Source organism: Mycobacterium shimoidei (assembly GCF_900417275.1).
GTDB lineage: Bacteria > Actinomycetota > Actinomycetes > Mycobacteriales > Mycobacteriaceae > Mycobacterium > Mycobacterium shimoidei.
In genome coordinates, this window is record NZ_UEGW01000001.1 from 412540 (window position 1) to 428196 (window position 15657).

The 15657-nt window shown below is 66.5% G+C and carries 17 protein-coding genes; 11 read left to right on the plus strand and 6 right to left on the minus strand.

Annotated elements, in window-relative coordinates; genetic code table 11:
• The 6 genes from MSP7336_RS02065 to MSP7336_RS02090 form a co-directional block, all read right to left on the minus strand.
• The gene (locus tag MSP7336_RS02065; RefSeq protein WP_113962938.1) at positions 1-789 is read right to left on the minus strand and encodes an alpha/beta fold hydrolase; all 789 of its coding nucleotides are present in this window, start codon (positions 787-789) and stop codon (positions 1-3) included.
• Positions 786-1526: a DJ-1/PfpI family protein gene (locus tag MSP7336_RS02070; RefSeq protein ID WP_113962939.1), complete on the minus strand. Its 741-nt coding sequence runs from the start codon at positions 1524-1526 to the stop codon at positions 786-788. The genes MSP7336_RS02065 and MSP7336_RS02070 overlap by 4 nt, the downstream gene beginning before the upstream one ends.
• Before the next feature lie 21 nt (positions 1527-1547).
• Entirely contained in the window at positions 1548-2642 is a 1095-nt protein-coding gene (locus MSP7336_RS02075; RefSeq protein WP_244917398.1) for a class I SAM-dependent methyltransferase, read from the minus strand.
• 15 nt (positions 2643-2657) lie between these two features.
• On the minus strand, positions 2658-3620 hold the full coding sequence (locus MSP7336_RS02080; protein WP_113962940.1) for a GlxA family transcriptional regulator: 963 nt from the start codon (positions 3618-3620) through the stop codon (positions 2658-2660).
• Positions 3621-3687: 67 nt separating this feature from the next.
• The gene (locus MSP7336_RS02085; RefSeq protein ID WP_113962941.1) at positions 3688-4833 is read right to left on the minus strand and encodes an LLM class flavin-dependent oxidoreductase; all 1146 of its coding nucleotides are present in this window, start codon (positions 4831-4833) and stop codon (positions 3688-3690) included.
• A gap of 46 nt (positions 4834-4879) precedes the next feature.
• The gene (locus MSP7336_RS02090; RefSeq protein WP_181786516.1) at positions 4880-5839 is read right to left on the minus strand and encodes an o-succinylbenzoate synthase; all 960 of its coding nucleotides are present in this window, start codon (positions 5837-5839) and stop codon (positions 4880-4882) included.
• Between the two features lie 72 nt (positions 5840-5911).
• Between MSP7336_RS02090 and MSP7336_RS02095 the strand changes: the two genes are divergently transcribed.
• The 11 genes from MSP7336_RS02095 (at position 5912) to MSP7336_RS02145 (ending at position 15656) form a co-directional block, all read left to right on the plus strand.
• Positions 5912-6319, plus strand: a complete 408-nt coding sequence (locus tag MSP7336_RS02095) for a YciI family protein (protein WP_113962943.1) — start codon at positions 5912-5914, stop codon at positions 6317-6319.
• A gap of 54 nt (positions 6320-6373) precedes the next feature.
• Positions 6374-7975, plus strand: coding sequence for a fatty-acid--CoA ligase FadD8 (fadD8, locus tag MSP7336_RS02100; RefSeq protein WP_069396900.1), 1602 nt, complete (start codon positions 6374-6376; stop codon positions 7973-7975).
• Positions 7976-8065: 90 nt separating this feature from the next.
• Positions 8066-8758: a hypothetical protein gene (locus MSP7336_RS02105; RefSeq protein ID WP_069396901.1), complete on the plus strand. Its 693-nt coding sequence runs from the start codon at positions 8066-8068 to the stop codon at positions 8756-8758.
• Positions 8755-9657, plus strand: a complete 903-nt coding sequence (locus MSP7336_RS02110; RefSeq protein ID WP_113962944.1) for a 1,4-dihydroxy-2-naphthoyl-CoA synthase — start codon at positions 8755-8757, stop codon at positions 9655-9657. The genes MSP7336_RS02105 and MSP7336_RS02110 overlap by 4 nt, the downstream gene beginning before the upstream one ends.
• A 116-nt stretch (positions 9658-9773) precedes the next feature.
• Positions 9774-10658, plus strand: coding sequence for an SDR family oxidoreductase (locus MSP7336_RS02115; protein ID WP_069396903.1), 885 nt, complete (start codon positions 9774-9776; stop codon positions 10656-10658).
• A 13-nt stretch (positions 10659-10671) separates the two neighbouring features.
• Positions 10672-11079, plus strand: coding sequence for a VOC family protein (locus tag MSP7336_RS02120; protein ID WP_069396904.1), 408 nt, complete (start codon positions 10672-10674; stop codon positions 11077-11079).
• 95 nt (positions 11080-11174) lie between these two features.
• Positions 11175-12446 (plus strand): inorganic phosphate transporter, encoded by a 1272-nt coding sequence (locus MSP7336_RS02125; RefSeq protein ID WP_084226512.1) that lies wholly within the window; start codon positions 11175-11177, stop codon positions 12444-12446.
• Entirely contained in the window at positions 12443-12727 is a 285-nt protein-coding gene (locus tag MSP7336_RS02130) for a hypothetical protein (RefSeq protein WP_069396905.1), read from the plus strand. The genes MSP7336_RS02125 and MSP7336_RS02130 overlap by 4 nt, the downstream gene beginning before the upstream one ends.
• A 46-nt stretch (positions 12728-12773) precedes the next feature.
• Positions 12774-13076, plus strand: coding sequence for a DUF3349 domain-containing protein (locus MSP7336_RS02135; RefSeq protein ID WP_069396906.1), 303 nt, complete (start codon positions 12774-12776; stop codon positions 13074-13076).
• Between the two features lie 71 nt (positions 13077-13147).
• Positions 13148-14212 carry an o-succinylbenzoate--CoA ligase gene (menE, locus tag MSP7336_RS02140; protein WP_232321070.1) on the plus strand — a complete coding sequence of 355 codons (1065 nt, stop codon included), beginning with the start codon at positions 13148-13150 and terminating at the stop codon, positions 14210-14212.
• A gap of 91 nt (positions 14213-14303) precedes the next feature.
• Positions 14304-15656, plus strand: a complete 1353-nt coding sequence (locus MSP7336_RS02145; protein ID WP_113964734.1) for a hypothetical protein — start codon at positions 14304-14306, stop codon at positions 15654-15656.
• Position 15657: the final 1 nt, after the last annotated feature.

Genomic DNA, 15657 nt, shown 5'->3' on the forward strand with positions numbered 1-15657 from the left:
CTACACCCAGGTCTCGGCGAAGAAGTCCAGCGCCGCGGCGTTGACGGCCTGCGGTCGCTCGAGGAATCCCAGGTGGCCGGCGTCGGCGATTTCCAGGTAGCGCCCGCAGGGTAGGGCTTCGGCGACCTCGCGGCCCAGATGCGGCGGGGTGACCACGTCGTCGGCGAAGCCGATCACCAGCGCCGGCTGCTGGATGTTCCGGTAGGCGGGCAGCCGGTTGGTGCCCGGTCCGACGTCAAGCTGGCAACGCAGCCCGGGGGTCAGCTTGATCGGCCACATGGTGAACATCCCGATCCAGTCGGCGACGGCGGCGTCGTCGTTGAGGGTCTTGGGCGAGAAGCTCTCCAGCATGCGGACTTTTGCGTCGTACTCGGCTGGCAGCTGCACGCCCGACGCGGCCAGCGCGCTCTCGGCGGTGTAGAAGAACGAGCGGGTGCGGTCCAGACGGCCCCGGGTGGCCATCAGCACCGCGTTGCTCACCAGTTCCGGCCTGGCCAGCATGAGTTCCTGGGCAATGTAGGCACCCATCGACGTCGCGACGATCCGCGCCGGAGCCGCGTCCAGCTCTTCGATCAACGCTGCGGTGTCGGCGACCATGGTTTGCGTGTTGAAGCCGTCGGCATGTTCGGTCGCGCCGATCCCCCGGTTGTCGAAGGTGATGACGCGGTAGCCGGCGGCAAGGAACGCCGGCACCTGGTGCAAATGCCAGCCGCGTCCGGCGCCGCCGCGTCCGGCGATGAAAACGACCGCCTCGCCGGTCCCGCTGTCCTCGTATGCCAGATCGATCACCTAAGGGACGGTACAAGCCCCCGCTTACGCCGCGAACGGGCGGCATCAAGTGCGCGATCCCACAGCAGCAGCGTCGCCGCTTTGAGCTGACTCGGTTGCACCAGGTCTTTCGCCATCAGCGCGGTGGCGGCGGCCTTCGTCGTCGCCGACGCCTTGGACATGTGACCGGAGTCGAAGGGCGGCTGCGGGTCGTACTCCATGGACAGCTGGATGACCTTCGCGCGGCTTTCTCCGCCGATCTGACCGGCCAGCCACAAGCCCAGGTCGATACCCGCCGACACCCCCGCGCAGGTCACGATGTCGCCTTCGTTGACGATGCGTTCGTCGTCAATGGGGATGGCGCCCAGGGCTTTCAGCGCGCTCAGCGCCATCCAGTGCGACGTGGCACGTTTGCCCTTCAACAGGCCGGCGGCCGCCAGGATGATCGACCCGGAGCACACCGACGCCGTCCAGGTCGCGCTCTGATGCGCCTGGCGCACCCAGTCCAGTAGCTTCTCGTCGCGGGCGTGCTCGATGGTCGTCATGCCGCCGGGGGCCAAAATGATGTCGGGAGAAGGTGTTTCGTCGAATGAATGCGTGGAGCCGACGACCAGCACACCTGAGTCGGCGGTGATCGGTCCCGGCTCGCGCCAGACAAAGCGCACCTCGGCTTTGGGCAGCCAGCGCAACACCTCGTAGGGCCCGATGAAGTCCAGCGCGGTGAAGCCGGGGTACAGCACGATAGCGATTTGCATGATTGCTCCTGTCGCTCAGGCCGTTCAGGCCGGGGCCTTGCGGGCGATGTAGTAGATGTTGAGCGGATCGTCCTCGATCTCCGCCGTCCGCACGTCGTCAAATCCGGCGTCGGTGAGCATCGCGGTTGCCAGCTGTTGTCCCCACGCCGTGCCAAGCCCTGCCCCGTCGTACGCCAACGATACGCTCATGCAGTGCATCGTCGAGATGGTGTAGACGAACGGCGCCAACGGGACGCTGATGTTGTCTTCCAGTTGGCTCGACGCGTTGATGTCGGCCATCAGGAACACTCCCCCGGGCCGCAACGCGCGAAAAATGTTGGCCAGTACCCGTTCCGGTTGGGCCTGGTCGTGGATCGCGTCGAACACCGTGATCACGTCGTAGGCATCGACGATGTCGAGCTGGGCCAGGTCACGCCGCTCGAATGTGGCGTTCGGCAGGCCCAGCCGTGTCGCCTCCTCGGTGGCCGCGTCGACACCTTCCTGCGAGAAGTCCACGCCGGTAAAGCGGCTGTGTGGAAACGCTCGCGCCAGCACGTTGATGGCATGGCCGCTGCCGCAGGCGAAGTCGGCCACATCGGCACCTTGCCGCAACCGATCCGGCAGGCCGTCGACCAGCGGCACGATCACGTCGACCAACGCCGCGTCGAACCTGGCCCCACTCTCCTCGGCCATCAGCGCGTGAAACCTGGGGTACTCGTCGTAGGGCAGCCCGCCGCCGTCGCGGAAACAGCCGACGATCTTCTGTTCGACCTCGCCCAGCATCGGAATCAGTTGGGCCATCCGGGCCAGGTTGTGTGGGCCGGCGGCCTTGGTCAGCACGGCGGCCCGATGGCGCGGCAAGAAGTACGTCTTGTCAGTGGCTTGGTAGTCGATGATTCCGCCGGCCGCAGCCCCGCCCAGCCATTCCCGCACATAGCGCTCGTTGAGCCCGGCGGCATCGGCGATCTGAGCGCTGGTGGCCGGCTGAAGGTCTGCCATCACATCGAACAAGTTGGTTTGGTGGCCGATGCTCAGCAGCATCGACAGACAGGCGCCGTCGATCACGCCAGCGATCCGGCCAATGAATTCCTCGGTGGTTTCCTCGGTGGAAGGCACAGGTTTGTCATGCGTCGTCGTCACGGTTGCTCCTCTGCGTCAGGCGAACGTCTTGCGGTAGTGATCGGGTGAGATACCGATTCGTCGAACGAAGTTGCGGCGCATGCTTTCCGCGGACCCGAAGCCGCAGCGCGCCGCGATGGTGGCCACGGTGTCGTCGGTTTCTTCGAGTTGCCGACGCGCGGCCTCGGTGCGGACGCGTTCGAGATAGGCGCCCGGTGACTCACCGACCTCCATCGTGAACACTCGAGTAAAATGCCTTGGGCTCATGTCGATTCGGCGCGCCAGTTCCGGGATGCTGTACTGGCCGCCCGGGTCGGCTTCGATGGCCTCCTGAAGCTCACGAATGGGCTGACGCTTGGCGCGCGGCATCCACACCGGAGCCGCGAACTGCGTCTGTCCCCCGGGCCGACGCAGGTAGAGCACCAGCCAACGGGCCACCGCCTGCGCAACCTCGGTGCCGTGGTCGTCTTCCACCAGCGCCAGGGCCAGGTCGATGCCCGCGGTGACACCCGCCGCGGTCCACACCTTCGCCGAGCTGCGCACGAAAATCGGGTCGGGATCGACAACGATCGAAGGGAATTCGTCCGCCAACTGCTCGGCCGATGCCCAGTGGGTGGTGGCGACGCAGCCGTCCAGAAGTCCGGCTTGCGCGGCAAGGAAAGCACCGGTGCACACACTGGCCACCCGCCGGCTGCGGGTGGCGACGGCTTTGATCCAGTCGACGATCTCGAGGTTGGCCCGGGCCTCGTGCACGCCGGCGCCACCGGGCAGCACCACGGTGTCGACCGGCTCGCGCGGATCGGGCAGTTCGGTGGTCGCCAAGGGCAACCCGGAACTCGTCGTCACCGGCTGGCCGTCAACCGAGACGACGACGGTCTGATAGCCCTCTCGCCCTTTCGCGGCCAGCAGCAAGGACGCCGTCGAGAAGACCTCCAGCGGGCCGGTCAGGTCCAGCGACTGCATCCAGGGAAAGCTCAAGAACAGCACTGTGCGGGTCATGGCTGTCAGTGTCGAACACCAGACCGCATGGCGTCTAGGTCAGGTATCCCACACATTAGGACACGATCTACAGCTTCTTGATCCCCCGCACGACCTTGAAGAACGGCGCAACCGAGGCCAGGCCGGCGCGCAGGCTGCGTTGCATGAAGCTCACGTGCGCCAACACCATGTAGCGGACTCCGCAGTCCCGCCACTCCGCCGCCTTGTCGAGGATTTCGTCGGCGGTGCCCACGAGGAGCGTGGCGCGCAGCAGCGCGGGTGGGATGCCCTTGATGTAGGACAGCGCTGTCTGTTCATCCCAGTCGTGCGGCAGGATGTCTTGCCCGCCGGCGAAGCCGACACCCAGCGGGTGCTGCGCGCCGTATTGGGCGAAGAACTCGTCGGGCGCGTTCAAGGCCCACGCCTTGACTATTTCGGATTCGAGGGCCTCGTGCACCTCGGCGGCGCTTCGGCCGGTGATGACCGGCAGCCAAATTGCTGGAACGACCGACATCGGGTCGCGCCCGGCGTCGGACGCAGCAGTCCGAACGGCCTCCAAGCGGCCCGCGTACTCCTTGGGAGTTTGCAGCGAAGCCGGGAAATAGCCGTCGCCGAAGCGGCCGACGGCCCGCAACATGCGGGGCCCGTGTGCCGCGATCCAGATCTGCGGCCATGTTCCTCGATACGGCGGCAGATCGAAAAGGGCGTTGCGCAGCGGAAAATACGGCGAATCCCGGTTGACCAGTTCACCATTGGAGTCCCACAACGCCCGAATCGTCGCCATCGCCTCTTCGAAGCGGGCGACCGGCTTGGACCAATCCACGCCGTAAGGCTCGTTGCCCTCGCGCTCGCCGGTACCGATGCCCAGGATGGCCCGGCCGCGAGTGAGCAAATGCAGCGTCGCGGCGGCTTGAGCAGTGACCGCCGGATTACGCCGTCCGGCGTCGGTCACGCCCACACCGAGGCGCATGCGCCCGATGCGGTTGCGAGCGGCGATATGGCCGAGCATGGTCCACGGCTCGAGGTAGGCATCCAGGGCGGGGATGATTTTGGTCCCGCCGCAATACTTCGGCTGGAACAGCGATCGCGGAAACAACGAATTGAGGTGGTCGGGCACCCAGAACGAATCCACGCGACTGGCAACCGCGCCCAGGTAGTTCGCCCGGGTCAGGCTGTCTACCGACGGCCGTGCCGCAATGATCCCGTCCATGATGCCCACGCGCATTCCGGTCATGGCGTTCAGCGTGGGGCCGCGGCCGGCGGCGCCGTAGCGTAGTCGGCTACTCCAAATGCTGGTAGCAGGCCTTGATCCGGTCGATCCACCATTGCCGCCGCTGCGGCGAGGCGGCCAGCGCCTGCAGCCGCGCCGGGTCGGGGGCAATGGGTCCAACCGGGAGGTAGCCGTCCTGCGGTGTCATCGGCTCGGCGACGTCTTCGACGAACAGCCCGCCGGTGCCCAGCCCGCAGGCATGCCGCAGCTGCGGCAGCGCGGCGGCGGCGCGCAGCCCCACGGCGATCCCGACCGCCGAATCAAGCGCACTGGAAACCACGACCGGGATATCGATCTGGGCGGCGATCCTCAGCAAGGCCGAAACACCGCCAAGCGGAGCAACTTTGAGCACCGCGACATCGGCGGCTTTCGCGCGGACCACCCTCAGCGGGTCGCTGGCCTTGCGGATGCTTTCGTCGGCGGCGATCGGCACGTCGACTCGCCGCTTGAGCTCAGCGAGCTCGTCGAGCGTTGCGCAGGGCTGTTCGACGTACTCCAGCGGGGCCAGTGCTTCGATGGCCTCGACGGCCTGCGCGACGGTCCAGGCGCCGTTGGCGTCCACCCGAACGGTGGGCGTCAGCGCGCGCACGGCTTCGACGCGGGCGACGTCGTCGTCGAGGCTTTGTCCGGGTTCGGCGACCTTGACCTTGGCGGTGCGCGCGCCGGGGAAGCGCGCCAGGACGTCGGGCACCTGCGCGGCGGGCACGGCCGGAACGGTGGCGTTGATCGGGATGCGGTCTCGTTGCGGCATCGGCGGCCCGGTGTAGGCGGCTTCCAGCGCCGACGCCAGCCAGTGTGCGGCCTCGGGCGGCTCGTATTCGAGGAAGGCGCCGAACTCACCCCACCCGGCCGGGCCGTCGACCAGCGCCAGCTCGCGGGTGGTGATGCCGCGGAAGCGCACCCGCATCGGCAGCGCGACGACGTGCAGCCGCTCAAGGACGTCGTCCTGGGAGGCCCGCATGGGTCTCATCGTGCCCTGCGATGAGAAATCGGGCTGCGGCGAGTCAGTTGTGGTGAGGGTTGCCTACGAGAGGAGCTAGCGATGCGCTACATGATGATCATGCGGTCGACGCCCGAAGCGCTGGAAGCCGCCAACGACGTCCCGTTCGACGAGGTCCTGACCGCGATGGGCCGCTACAACGAGTCGCTGATGGAAGCGGGTGTGCTGCTGGCCGGCGAAGGGCTGGCCGGGCCCGAGGAGGGCTTTGTCGTCGACTTCAGCACCGATCCGCCGACAGTTTCCGACGAGCCGTATCCCGGAGAGCATTTCAACGGGTTCTGGATCCTCGGGGTGTCGTCTCGGGAAGAAGCGGAACAGTGGGCACGCCGTTGCCCGCTGGGGCCGGGGACGACGCTCGAGGTGCGCGGGGTGCACGAGATCGAGGACTTCCCGCAGGATCACGAGTACGTGCAGAAGGAAATCCAGTGGCGGGCCGAGCTGGCCAAATAGCCGGATTGCGGGACGGGCTCGGCTCATTTTGTAACACGTTCTAGTCTTAGGGTCATGAGTGACTCGCTGCTGCGCAACCCGACCCACAACGGCCACCTGCTGGTCGGCGCGCTCAAGCGACACCGTGACAAGCCGGTGCTGTTCCTCGGTGACACCACGCTGACCGGCGGGCAGATGGCCGATCGGATCAGCCAGTACATCCAGGCGTTCGAGGCGCTGGGGGCCGGCACCGGCGCCGCCGTCGGGCTGCTCTCGCTCAACCGGCCCGAGGTGCTGATCATCATCGGCGCCGGGCAGATCCGCGGTTATCGGCGCACCGCGCTGCATCCGCTGGGTTCGCTCGACGATCACGCCTACGTGCTGTCCGACGCCGGGATCAGCTCGCTGATCATCGACCCCAACCCGATGTTCGTCGAGCGCGCGCTCGGACTGCTCGAGCGGGTGGACTCGCTCAAACAGATCCTGACCATCGGCCCGGTGCCCGATGCCTTGAAGCATGTGGGCGTCGATTTGTCCGCCGAGGCGGCCAAGTACGAGCCGCAGCCGCTGGTGGCCGCCGACCTGCCGCCCGATCACATCATCGGGTTGACCTACACCGGCGGCACGACCGGCAAGCCGAAGGGCGTCATCGGTACGGCCCAGTCGATTTCGACCATGACGACCATCCAGCTGGCGGAATGGGAGTGGCCGGACGAGCCGCGGTTTTTGATGATCACTCCGCTGTCGCATGCCGGGGCGGCATATTTCCTCCCCACCCTGGTCAAGGGCGGCCAGATGTACGTGCTGCCAAGGTTCGACCCCGCCGAGGTTCTGAAAACCATTGAGGAAAAACGCATTACGGCCACGTTTGTAGTGCCGTCGATGCTGTATGCGTTGATGGATCACCCGGATTCGCACACCCGTGACCTGTCCTCGCTGGAAACGGTGTACTACGGGGCCTCGGCGATCAACCCGGTGCGGCTGGCCGAGGCGATCCGCCGGTTCGGCCAGATCTTCGCGCAGAACTACGGCCAGTCCGAGGCGCCGATGGCCATCACCTACCTGGGGAAAAAGGATCACGACGAAAAGCGGCTGACCTCGTGTGGGCGCCCGACGCTGTTTGCGCGGGTCGCGCTTTTAGACCTCGACGGGAAGCCGGTTCCGCAGGGCGAAGTAGGCGAAATCTGTGTCGGCGGGCCACTTTTGGCCGGCGGCTATTGGAATCTTCCCGACGCCACCGCCGAGACGTTCAAGGACGGCTGGCTGCACACCGGCGACATGGCCCGCGAGGACGAAGACGGCTACTACCACATCGTCGACCGGGTCAAGGACATGATCGTCACCGGTGGGTTCAACGTGTTCCCCCGCGAGGTGGAAGACGTCGTCGCCGAGCATCCGGCCGTCGCGCAGGTGTGCGTGGTGGGCGCGCCGGACGAGAAGTGGGGTGAGGCCGTCACCGCGGTAGTAGTGCTGCGTCCCGACGCACCGCGCGACGAGGCGGCGATCGAGAAGATGACCGCCGAAATACAGGCCGCGGTCAAGGATCGCAAGGGCTCGGTGCAATCGCCCAAGCGGGTGGTGGTCACCGACTCGCTGCCGCTGACCGGGCTGGGCAAGCCGGACAAGAAGACAGTGCGCGCCCAGTTCTGGGAGGGCGCGGGCCGCGCCGTGGGCTAGCGGCTCGCCTCCTCGCCGAGCGTGCGGCTGGCCGCACGCTCGCGGCCCAACGTGAACCTGGCCGCACACTCGCGCACTACTGTTGCAGGCATGCGCAGAAGCGTGTTGCGCGTCCTGCTTGCTGCGGCCCTGATCGCCGGCGTGTTGACCGCGGCACCGGCGCGTGCCGACGACGGCTGCGCGCCCGGCGGAACGCCTCCCCCACCGGGCACCGTGCAACGCCAAGTCGACGACCTCGACGGCGACGGCTTGCCGGATGCGTTGTGGATTGCCGCCGTTCGCGGCGCGGACGGCGCAACTAAGCGTTTTGTCGGCGTCAGCACCGCCAGTGGCGCCTACACCGACCTGCAGGTGGAATCCGCCAGCCCGATACCGTTGACCGCCTTGGCAATCGATGCGGAGAACAACGGCCAACATCAGATCATCGTCAGCGACGGGCGTGGTGCCTACCTGTACATGTTCGCCGGCTGCCAGATTCGAACCGTCGTCGATGACCGCGGTGCACGATTTGTGTTCGACCTGCAGAACCTCCGAGACCGCGGCACCGGTATCGGCTGCAGCGATCTCGGCGAGGGCCGACGCCTGGTGGAACTGCAAGCGCTGCAGGAGGATAACCAGTGGACGGTGCGCCGCACGGCCATCGAACTCAGCGACACTCGGGCCAGCATCGGGCCGTCAGACACCGTGACTGCAAGCTCCGCGCAGGACCCGGTGGTCACCTCAGCGCATACCATCACCTGCGGGAACCTCACCATCGACCAGGATGGAGTCAAAGAGCGTTGAGCGACAACCCTTTTGATGCCGACATTTGGCAGCCGGTCGACGGGTTCGCCGATCTGACCGACATCACCTACCACCGCCATGTCACCGACGCCACGGTGCGGGTGGCGTTCAACCGGCCTGAGGTGCGTAACGCCTTCCGGCCGCACACCGTCGACGAGCTTTACCGCGCGCTGGATCATGCCCGAATGTCCCCCGACGTCGGCGCGGTGCTGTTGACCGGCAACGGACCGTCGCCCAAAGACGGCGGCTGGGCGTTTTGCTCCGGCGGTGATCAGCGCATCCGCGGGCGCAGCGGCTACCAATACGCGTCGGGCGAGACCGCCGACACCGTCGACGCGGCCCGTGCGGGGCGGCTGCACATTCTGGAGGTGCAGCGGCTGATCCGGTTCATGCCCAAGGTGGTCATCTGCCTGGTGTCCGGGTGGGCGGCCGGCGGCGGGCACAGCCTGCACGTGGTGTGCGACCTCACCCTGGCCAGCCGCCAGCACGCCCGCTTCAAGCAGACCGACGCCGACGTCGGCAGCTTCGACGGCGGCTACGGCAGTGCCTATCTCGCACGCCAGGTGGGTCAGAAGTTCGCGCGCGAGATCTTCTTCCTTGGCCGCGAGTACACCGCCGAGCAGATGCACGCGATGGGCGCGGTCAACGCCGTCGTCGACCACGCCGAGCTGGAGTCGACGGGTGTGCAGTGGGCAGCCGAGATCAATGCGAAATCGCCTCAGGCGCAACGGATGTTGAAGTACGCCTTCAATCTGCTCGACGACGGTCTGGTGGGCCAGCAGCTGTTCGCCGGCGAAGCCACCCGGCTGGCCTACATGACCGATGAGGCCATCGAAGGCCGCGACGCGTTTCTGGAGAAGCGACCCCCCGACTGGAGCCGCTTCCCCCGGTACTTCTAGTGGCCTCCGGTGGGCCCGGCGGTGCGCCGAGATCGACGCAAGCGTGGAAAAGGTCGAGAGGAGCCCGCGCTCACGTCGATCTCGGCGAGCTAGAGGGCGCCCCCTAGACTCCGGGCGTGAGCAAAAGCCCGCTACGCCGTCTTACCGAAGCCGTCGCATTAGCCGGGATGCGGCCGCCGATTGCCCCGCAGCTGCGGCTTTACCGGCCGGCAGCCAACCCCGTCGAGCTGGACGGCAAACGCATCCTCTTGACCGGCGCGTCGTCGGGTATTGGTGAAAGCGCAGCGGAAAAGTTCGCCCGTAGAGGTGCCACTGTCGCTGTCGTCGCCCGCCGCAAAGACCTGCTCGAGGCCGTGGTCGACCGGATCACCAAGGCGGGAGGCAGCGCGTTGGCTTTTCCCTGCGACCTGTCCGACATGGACGCCGTCGACGCCCTGGTCAGCGAGGTTGACCAGCGTCTCGGCGCGGTCGACATCCTGATCAACAACGCCGGCCGCTCCATCCGCCGGCCGCTGGCCGAGTCGCTGGAACGCTGGCATGACGTCGAGCGGACCATGGTGCTCAACTACTATTCGCCGCTGCGGCTGATCCGTGGCATCGCCCCCGGAATGCTCGAGCGTGGCGAAGGCCACATCATCAACGTGGCCACTTGGGGTGTATTCAGCGAAGCCTCACCGCTGTTCTCGGTGTACAACGCGTCGAAGGCGGCCCTGTCCGCGGTCAGCCGGGTCATCGAAACCGAATGGGGCGCAAAGGGTGTGCATTCGACCACGCTGTACTACCCACTGGTGGCCACCCCAATGATCGCCCCGACGAAGGAATACCAGGGGCTGCCTGCGCTGACGCCCGCCGAGGCCGCCGATTGGATGATCACCGCCGCTCGCACCCGGCCGGTCCGGATCGCACCGCGGATGGCGGTGGCGGCGCAGGCGCTGGACACCGTGGGCCCCGGATGGGCGACGGCGCTAATGAAGCGACAGCGTGTTCAGCCCGGCTCGTGATAGACACGACCACATGGAGATCCTGGCCAGCCGAATGCTGTTTCGGCCGGCAGACTATCAACGGTCAGTGAGCTTTTACCGGGACCAGATCGGGCTGGCCATCGCCCGCGAATACGGTGCCGGCACAGTCTTTTATGCAGGTCAATCGCTGATCGAGCTGGCCGGGCACGGCGCGCCGGAGCACCCGGCCGGCCCGTTTCCCGGAGCGCTGTGGCTGCAGGTGCGCGACGTGCGGGCCACCCAGGCCGAGCTGGAAAACAGAGGCGTGCCGATCACCCGCGAGGCCCGTCGCGAACCCTGGGGATTGCATGAGATGCACGTCACCGATCCCGACGGCATCACGCTGATCTTCGTCCAGATACCCCCCGAACATCCGCTGCGCCGCGACACCAGAGGTGAACGTAAAGGGAACGACGGTTGAGCAGAAGGTGACATCGGGCGACGGTTCCAGATGAGCTGGCGGTTCGCAGGTAGATTCGTTAGACAACGGGATACTCCTACTTCAGAATTGGCGCCGTGAACCTCGAGCTGCTCCTGCTGATCATCGTGGTGATCACAGCGCTCGCGTTCGATTTCACCAACGGGTTCCACGACACGGGCAATGCGATGGCCACCTCGATCGCCAGCGGCGCCCTCAAGCCCAAGGTCGCGGTTAGCCTCTCCGCGGTGCTCAACCTGTTCGGAGCATTTCTGTCCACCGCCGTCGCCGCGACGATCGCCAAGGATCTGGTGGACGGCCATCTGGTGACCCTGGACCTCGTCTTCGCCGGCCTGGTGGGCGGCATCGTCTGGAACCTGCTGACCTGGCTGCTCGGTATCCCGTCCAGTTCCTCGCACGCGCTGATCGGCGGCATCGTGGGCGCGATGATCGCCGCGGTCGGCGGACATGGGGTGATCTGGAGCGGCGTGGTGTCGCGCGTGGCGGTGCCCGCCGTAGTGGCGGCGGTACTGGCCACCTTGGTGGGCGCGGTCGGCACCTGGCAGGTCTACCGGGTGACCCGCGGCGTCCCGCAGAAACGCACCGATCAAGCTTTCCGGCGCGGCCAGATTTTCTCCGCATCGCTGGTGTCATTGGCACACGGCACCAACGACGCGCAAAAGACGATGGGCGTGATTTTCCTGGCGCTGATGTCCTACGGCGCGGTCAGCCACACCGCCACGATGCCGCCGCTGTGGGTCATCGTGAGTTGTGCGGTGGCGATGGCCGCAGGTACCTACTTCGGCGGCTGGCGGATCATCCGCACGATGGGCAAGGGAATCGTCGAGATCAAGCCACCGCAAGGCATGGCCGCCGAATCATCGTCGGCCGCAATCATCCTGCTGTCCGCCCACTTTGGTTATGCGCTTTCCACCACGCAGGTGGTGACCGGATCGGTGCTGGGCAGCGGAGTGGGCAAGCCCGGAGCGGAAGTGCGCTGGGGAGTCGCCGGCCGGATGGCGACCGCGTGGCTGATCACGCTGCCGTCGGCCGGGTCCGTGGGGGCGCTCACCTACTGGCTGGTGCATGGGATCGGCGGCTACCTCGGCGCGATCGTCGGCTTCGCCCTGCTGGCGGGAACCTCCTTCGCGATCTGGCTGCAATCCCGCAAAGTGCGCGTCGACCACACCAACGTCAACCACGAGTGGGAGGGCAATCTCACTGCGGGGTTGGAATCCAGCAGCAAGCCGGCAGCCAAAGTCACCGCGGAAGCACCGCAGACCAACGGACATGTCCCTGCCGTCGCCGTCACCCCACCGGTCAGCCTCCGTGCAAGGGTCGCACCACCACAGAATGCACACCTATCGTGACGACCTGGTTCAATTACGCTGCGACACTGAAGATCCTGGTCTTTGGTCTATTGATCGGTGCAGCATTGCCGGCGCTGTTTGCCCTCGGAGTACGGGTGGGCACCGCGGGCGCCGGCATCGAAGGCGACGCGGTAACAAGCAGACGTCCGGCATTGATCGCGGTGAGCTGGTTGCTGTACGCGTGCGTGCTGGCGGCGGTCGTGGTGGGAGTACTCTTCATCGCCCGCGACTTCATCGGATTCCACACCGGCTGGTACATCCTCGGCGCCAAACCGAAGTAGGATTTGCGCAGGTGATCTAGCGAATCCTCAGGGAAGTCGAGGCAGCGTGAACAAGTTCCTGAGTTCGATAGTCGCCTGGCTGCGCGCCGGATATCCCGACGGCGTGCCGGAAACCGACTACATTCCGCTGCTTGCTCTGCTGTCGCGCCGGTTGACCAATGACGAGGTCAAAGAGGTTGCGCGGGAACTGATGCAACGCGGGGACTTTGACCATATCGACATCGGTGTGGTGATCACCCAATTCACCGATGAGCTACCCACCCCGGAGGACATTGAGCGGGTGCGGCAACGCTTGGCCGCAAAAGGCTGGCCGCTCGACGATGTCCGCGAGGGCGAGGAGCGCGAATAAGTACCCTGCGCGCGCTCGCTGTCGCACCGGGATCGGCAGTGCAAACGCTGCTTCCGGCGCTGGAAAGTGTTCTGTTCAAACATGACTCCGCACTGGTACCAATACCACCAGACGGGCATTCAGCGCTGTCTGCGTTGCGGATTGGTGCGGAGATTGACGACGACGTCGCGCTGGTGGTGACGACGTCGGGCACTACCGGGACACCCAAGGGTGCACTGCTGACCGCCGACGCGCTGACCGCCAGCGCCTCGGCCACCCATGACCGGCTGGGCGGTCCCGGCCGGTGGCTGTTGGCGTTGCCGCCGTACCACATCGCCGGTGTGCAGGTGTTGGTGCGCAGCCTGCTGGCCGGTACCACCCCCGTCGAAGTCGACGTCTCCGCCGGGTTTGACATAACCCAATTACCTGCTGCGGTAGGCAAACTCGGGCCCGGCCGACGCTACACGTCACTGGTGGCAGCCCAGCTGGCCAAAGCGCTGACCGATCGGTCCGCCAGCGCCGCGCTGGCGGAGCTGGACGCTGTGTTGATAGGCGGCGGTCCGGCGCCCCAACCTGTACTGAAAGCCGCTGCAGCCGCGGGCGTCACCGTGATCCGCACGTATGGCATGAGCGAAACGGCCGGAGGCTGTGTTTACGACGGCATCCCACTCGACGGGGTACGACTGCGGGTGGATGCCGACGGCCGCATCGTGATCGGCGGTGCGACGCTGGCCAAGGGATATCGCAACCCCCCAACACCCGACCCATTCGCCGAGCCTGGCTGGTTTCGCACCGATGATGTCGGGACACTGGATGATTCGGGTGTGTTGACCGTGCTTGGCCGTGCTGACGAGGCGATCAGCACCGGCGGGCTGACGGTGTTGCCGCAACTGGTGGAGGCGGCATTGAGCACCCATCCGGCGGTGGCGGCCTGCGCGGTGTTCGGGGTCGCCGATGAGCGGCTGGGACAGCGCGTCGTTGCCGCCGTAGTGGTCGCCGAAGGGTGCGCCGCACCGTCATTGGATGCGCTACGGGCACACGTCGCCGGTAGTTTGGACTCGACCGCCGCACCGCGCGAGCTCCACATGGTCGACGCGCTGCCGATGCGCGGCATCGGCAAGGTGGACCGGCAGGCCCTGATACGGCGGTTCGGTTAAGGGGATCGGGGATGCGCCTGACGAAAGCGGACGCCCGCAAGGTCGTCGACACGTACCTGCGCGCCTGAACTAACCCATAGGCTTGCCCGTGATGAAGATCGGTCGTCGAGAAGCAATCGCGGCTGCAATCGGACTCGTGCTGGTTGCGGCCGCATTCGTGTTGCCGCGACTGCACGTGGGCATCAAATCGCGCCATCACGCGGCCCCGGATCGGTTCGGTGCGCATGCCGGCGCCGCGCCGTTGTTCGGCTGGTTCGAAACCCATTTCGGCTGGGGCACCGTTCCGGCGATCGCTATCGGGCTGGCCGCGGTGATCTGGGGCCCCACATTGGCGCAGCGGCTGCGCTGGCGGGTGCTGCTCGGGATCGCCTGGGCCACCGCCTGCGCGTGGGCGTTCTCGCTGGCGATGATCGACGGCTGGCAGCGCGGTTTCGCGGGCAGGCTGACCACCAGACACGAGTATCTGCACGAGGTTCCGGGCATCACGGACATTCCGCACGCGGTGCGCACCTTCGCCGACCGCATCCTGGATTTTCAGCCGCACTCGTGGACCACCCACGTGTCGGGTCATCCGCCGGGCGCACTGCTGACGTTCGTGTGGCTGGACCGCATCGGGTTGAGCGGCGGCGCGTGGGCCGGGCTGCTGTGCCTTGTGGTCGGTTCCAGCGCGGCCGTGGCGATGATGATTGCGTTGCGGGCGATTGCCGACGAAGGCACGGCGCGGGGGGCCGCGCCGTTCGTGGCGGTGGCCCCGACGGCGATTTGGATTGCGGTGTCGGCCGACGGCTATTTCGCCGGGGTGGCCGCATGGGCCCTGGCGCTGCTGGCGGTGGCGGTGCACGGCAATGTGCGACGCCCCGCGCTGGTCGCTGCCGGATCGGGCTTGCTGTTCGGCTGGTCACTGTTTCTCAACTACGGACTGACGTTGATGGCGCTGCCGGCGCTGGCGGTGTCGGTCTCTGCGACGGACTGGCGGCCCGCGCTACGCGCACTGCGACCGGCCGTGCTCGTGGCGGTGGCGGTGGTCTTGGTGTTCGCCGCTGCCGGCTTCTGGTGGTTCGATGGTTATACCCTTGTTCAGCAACGCTATTGGCAGGGACTAGCCAGCGACCGTCCGTTTCAATACTGGAGTTGGGCCAATCTCGCGGCGGCGGCCTGCGCAACCGGTCTGGGCAGCGTCGCGGGGCTGGGCAAGGTGTTCGACGTCGAGGCGATCCGTCGTCGGTCCGGGGTTCATCTGCTGATGCTGGCGTTCCTGGTGGCGATCGTCTGCGCAGATCTGAGCATGCTCAGCAAGGCCGAGACCGAACGGATCTGGCTGCCGTTCACGGTATGGCTGACCGCCGCCCCGACGCTGTTGGCGCCGCGATCACATCGATTCTGGCTGGCGCTCAACGTGATCGGCGCGCTGTTGGTCAACAGCTTGATCTACACCAATTGGTAGC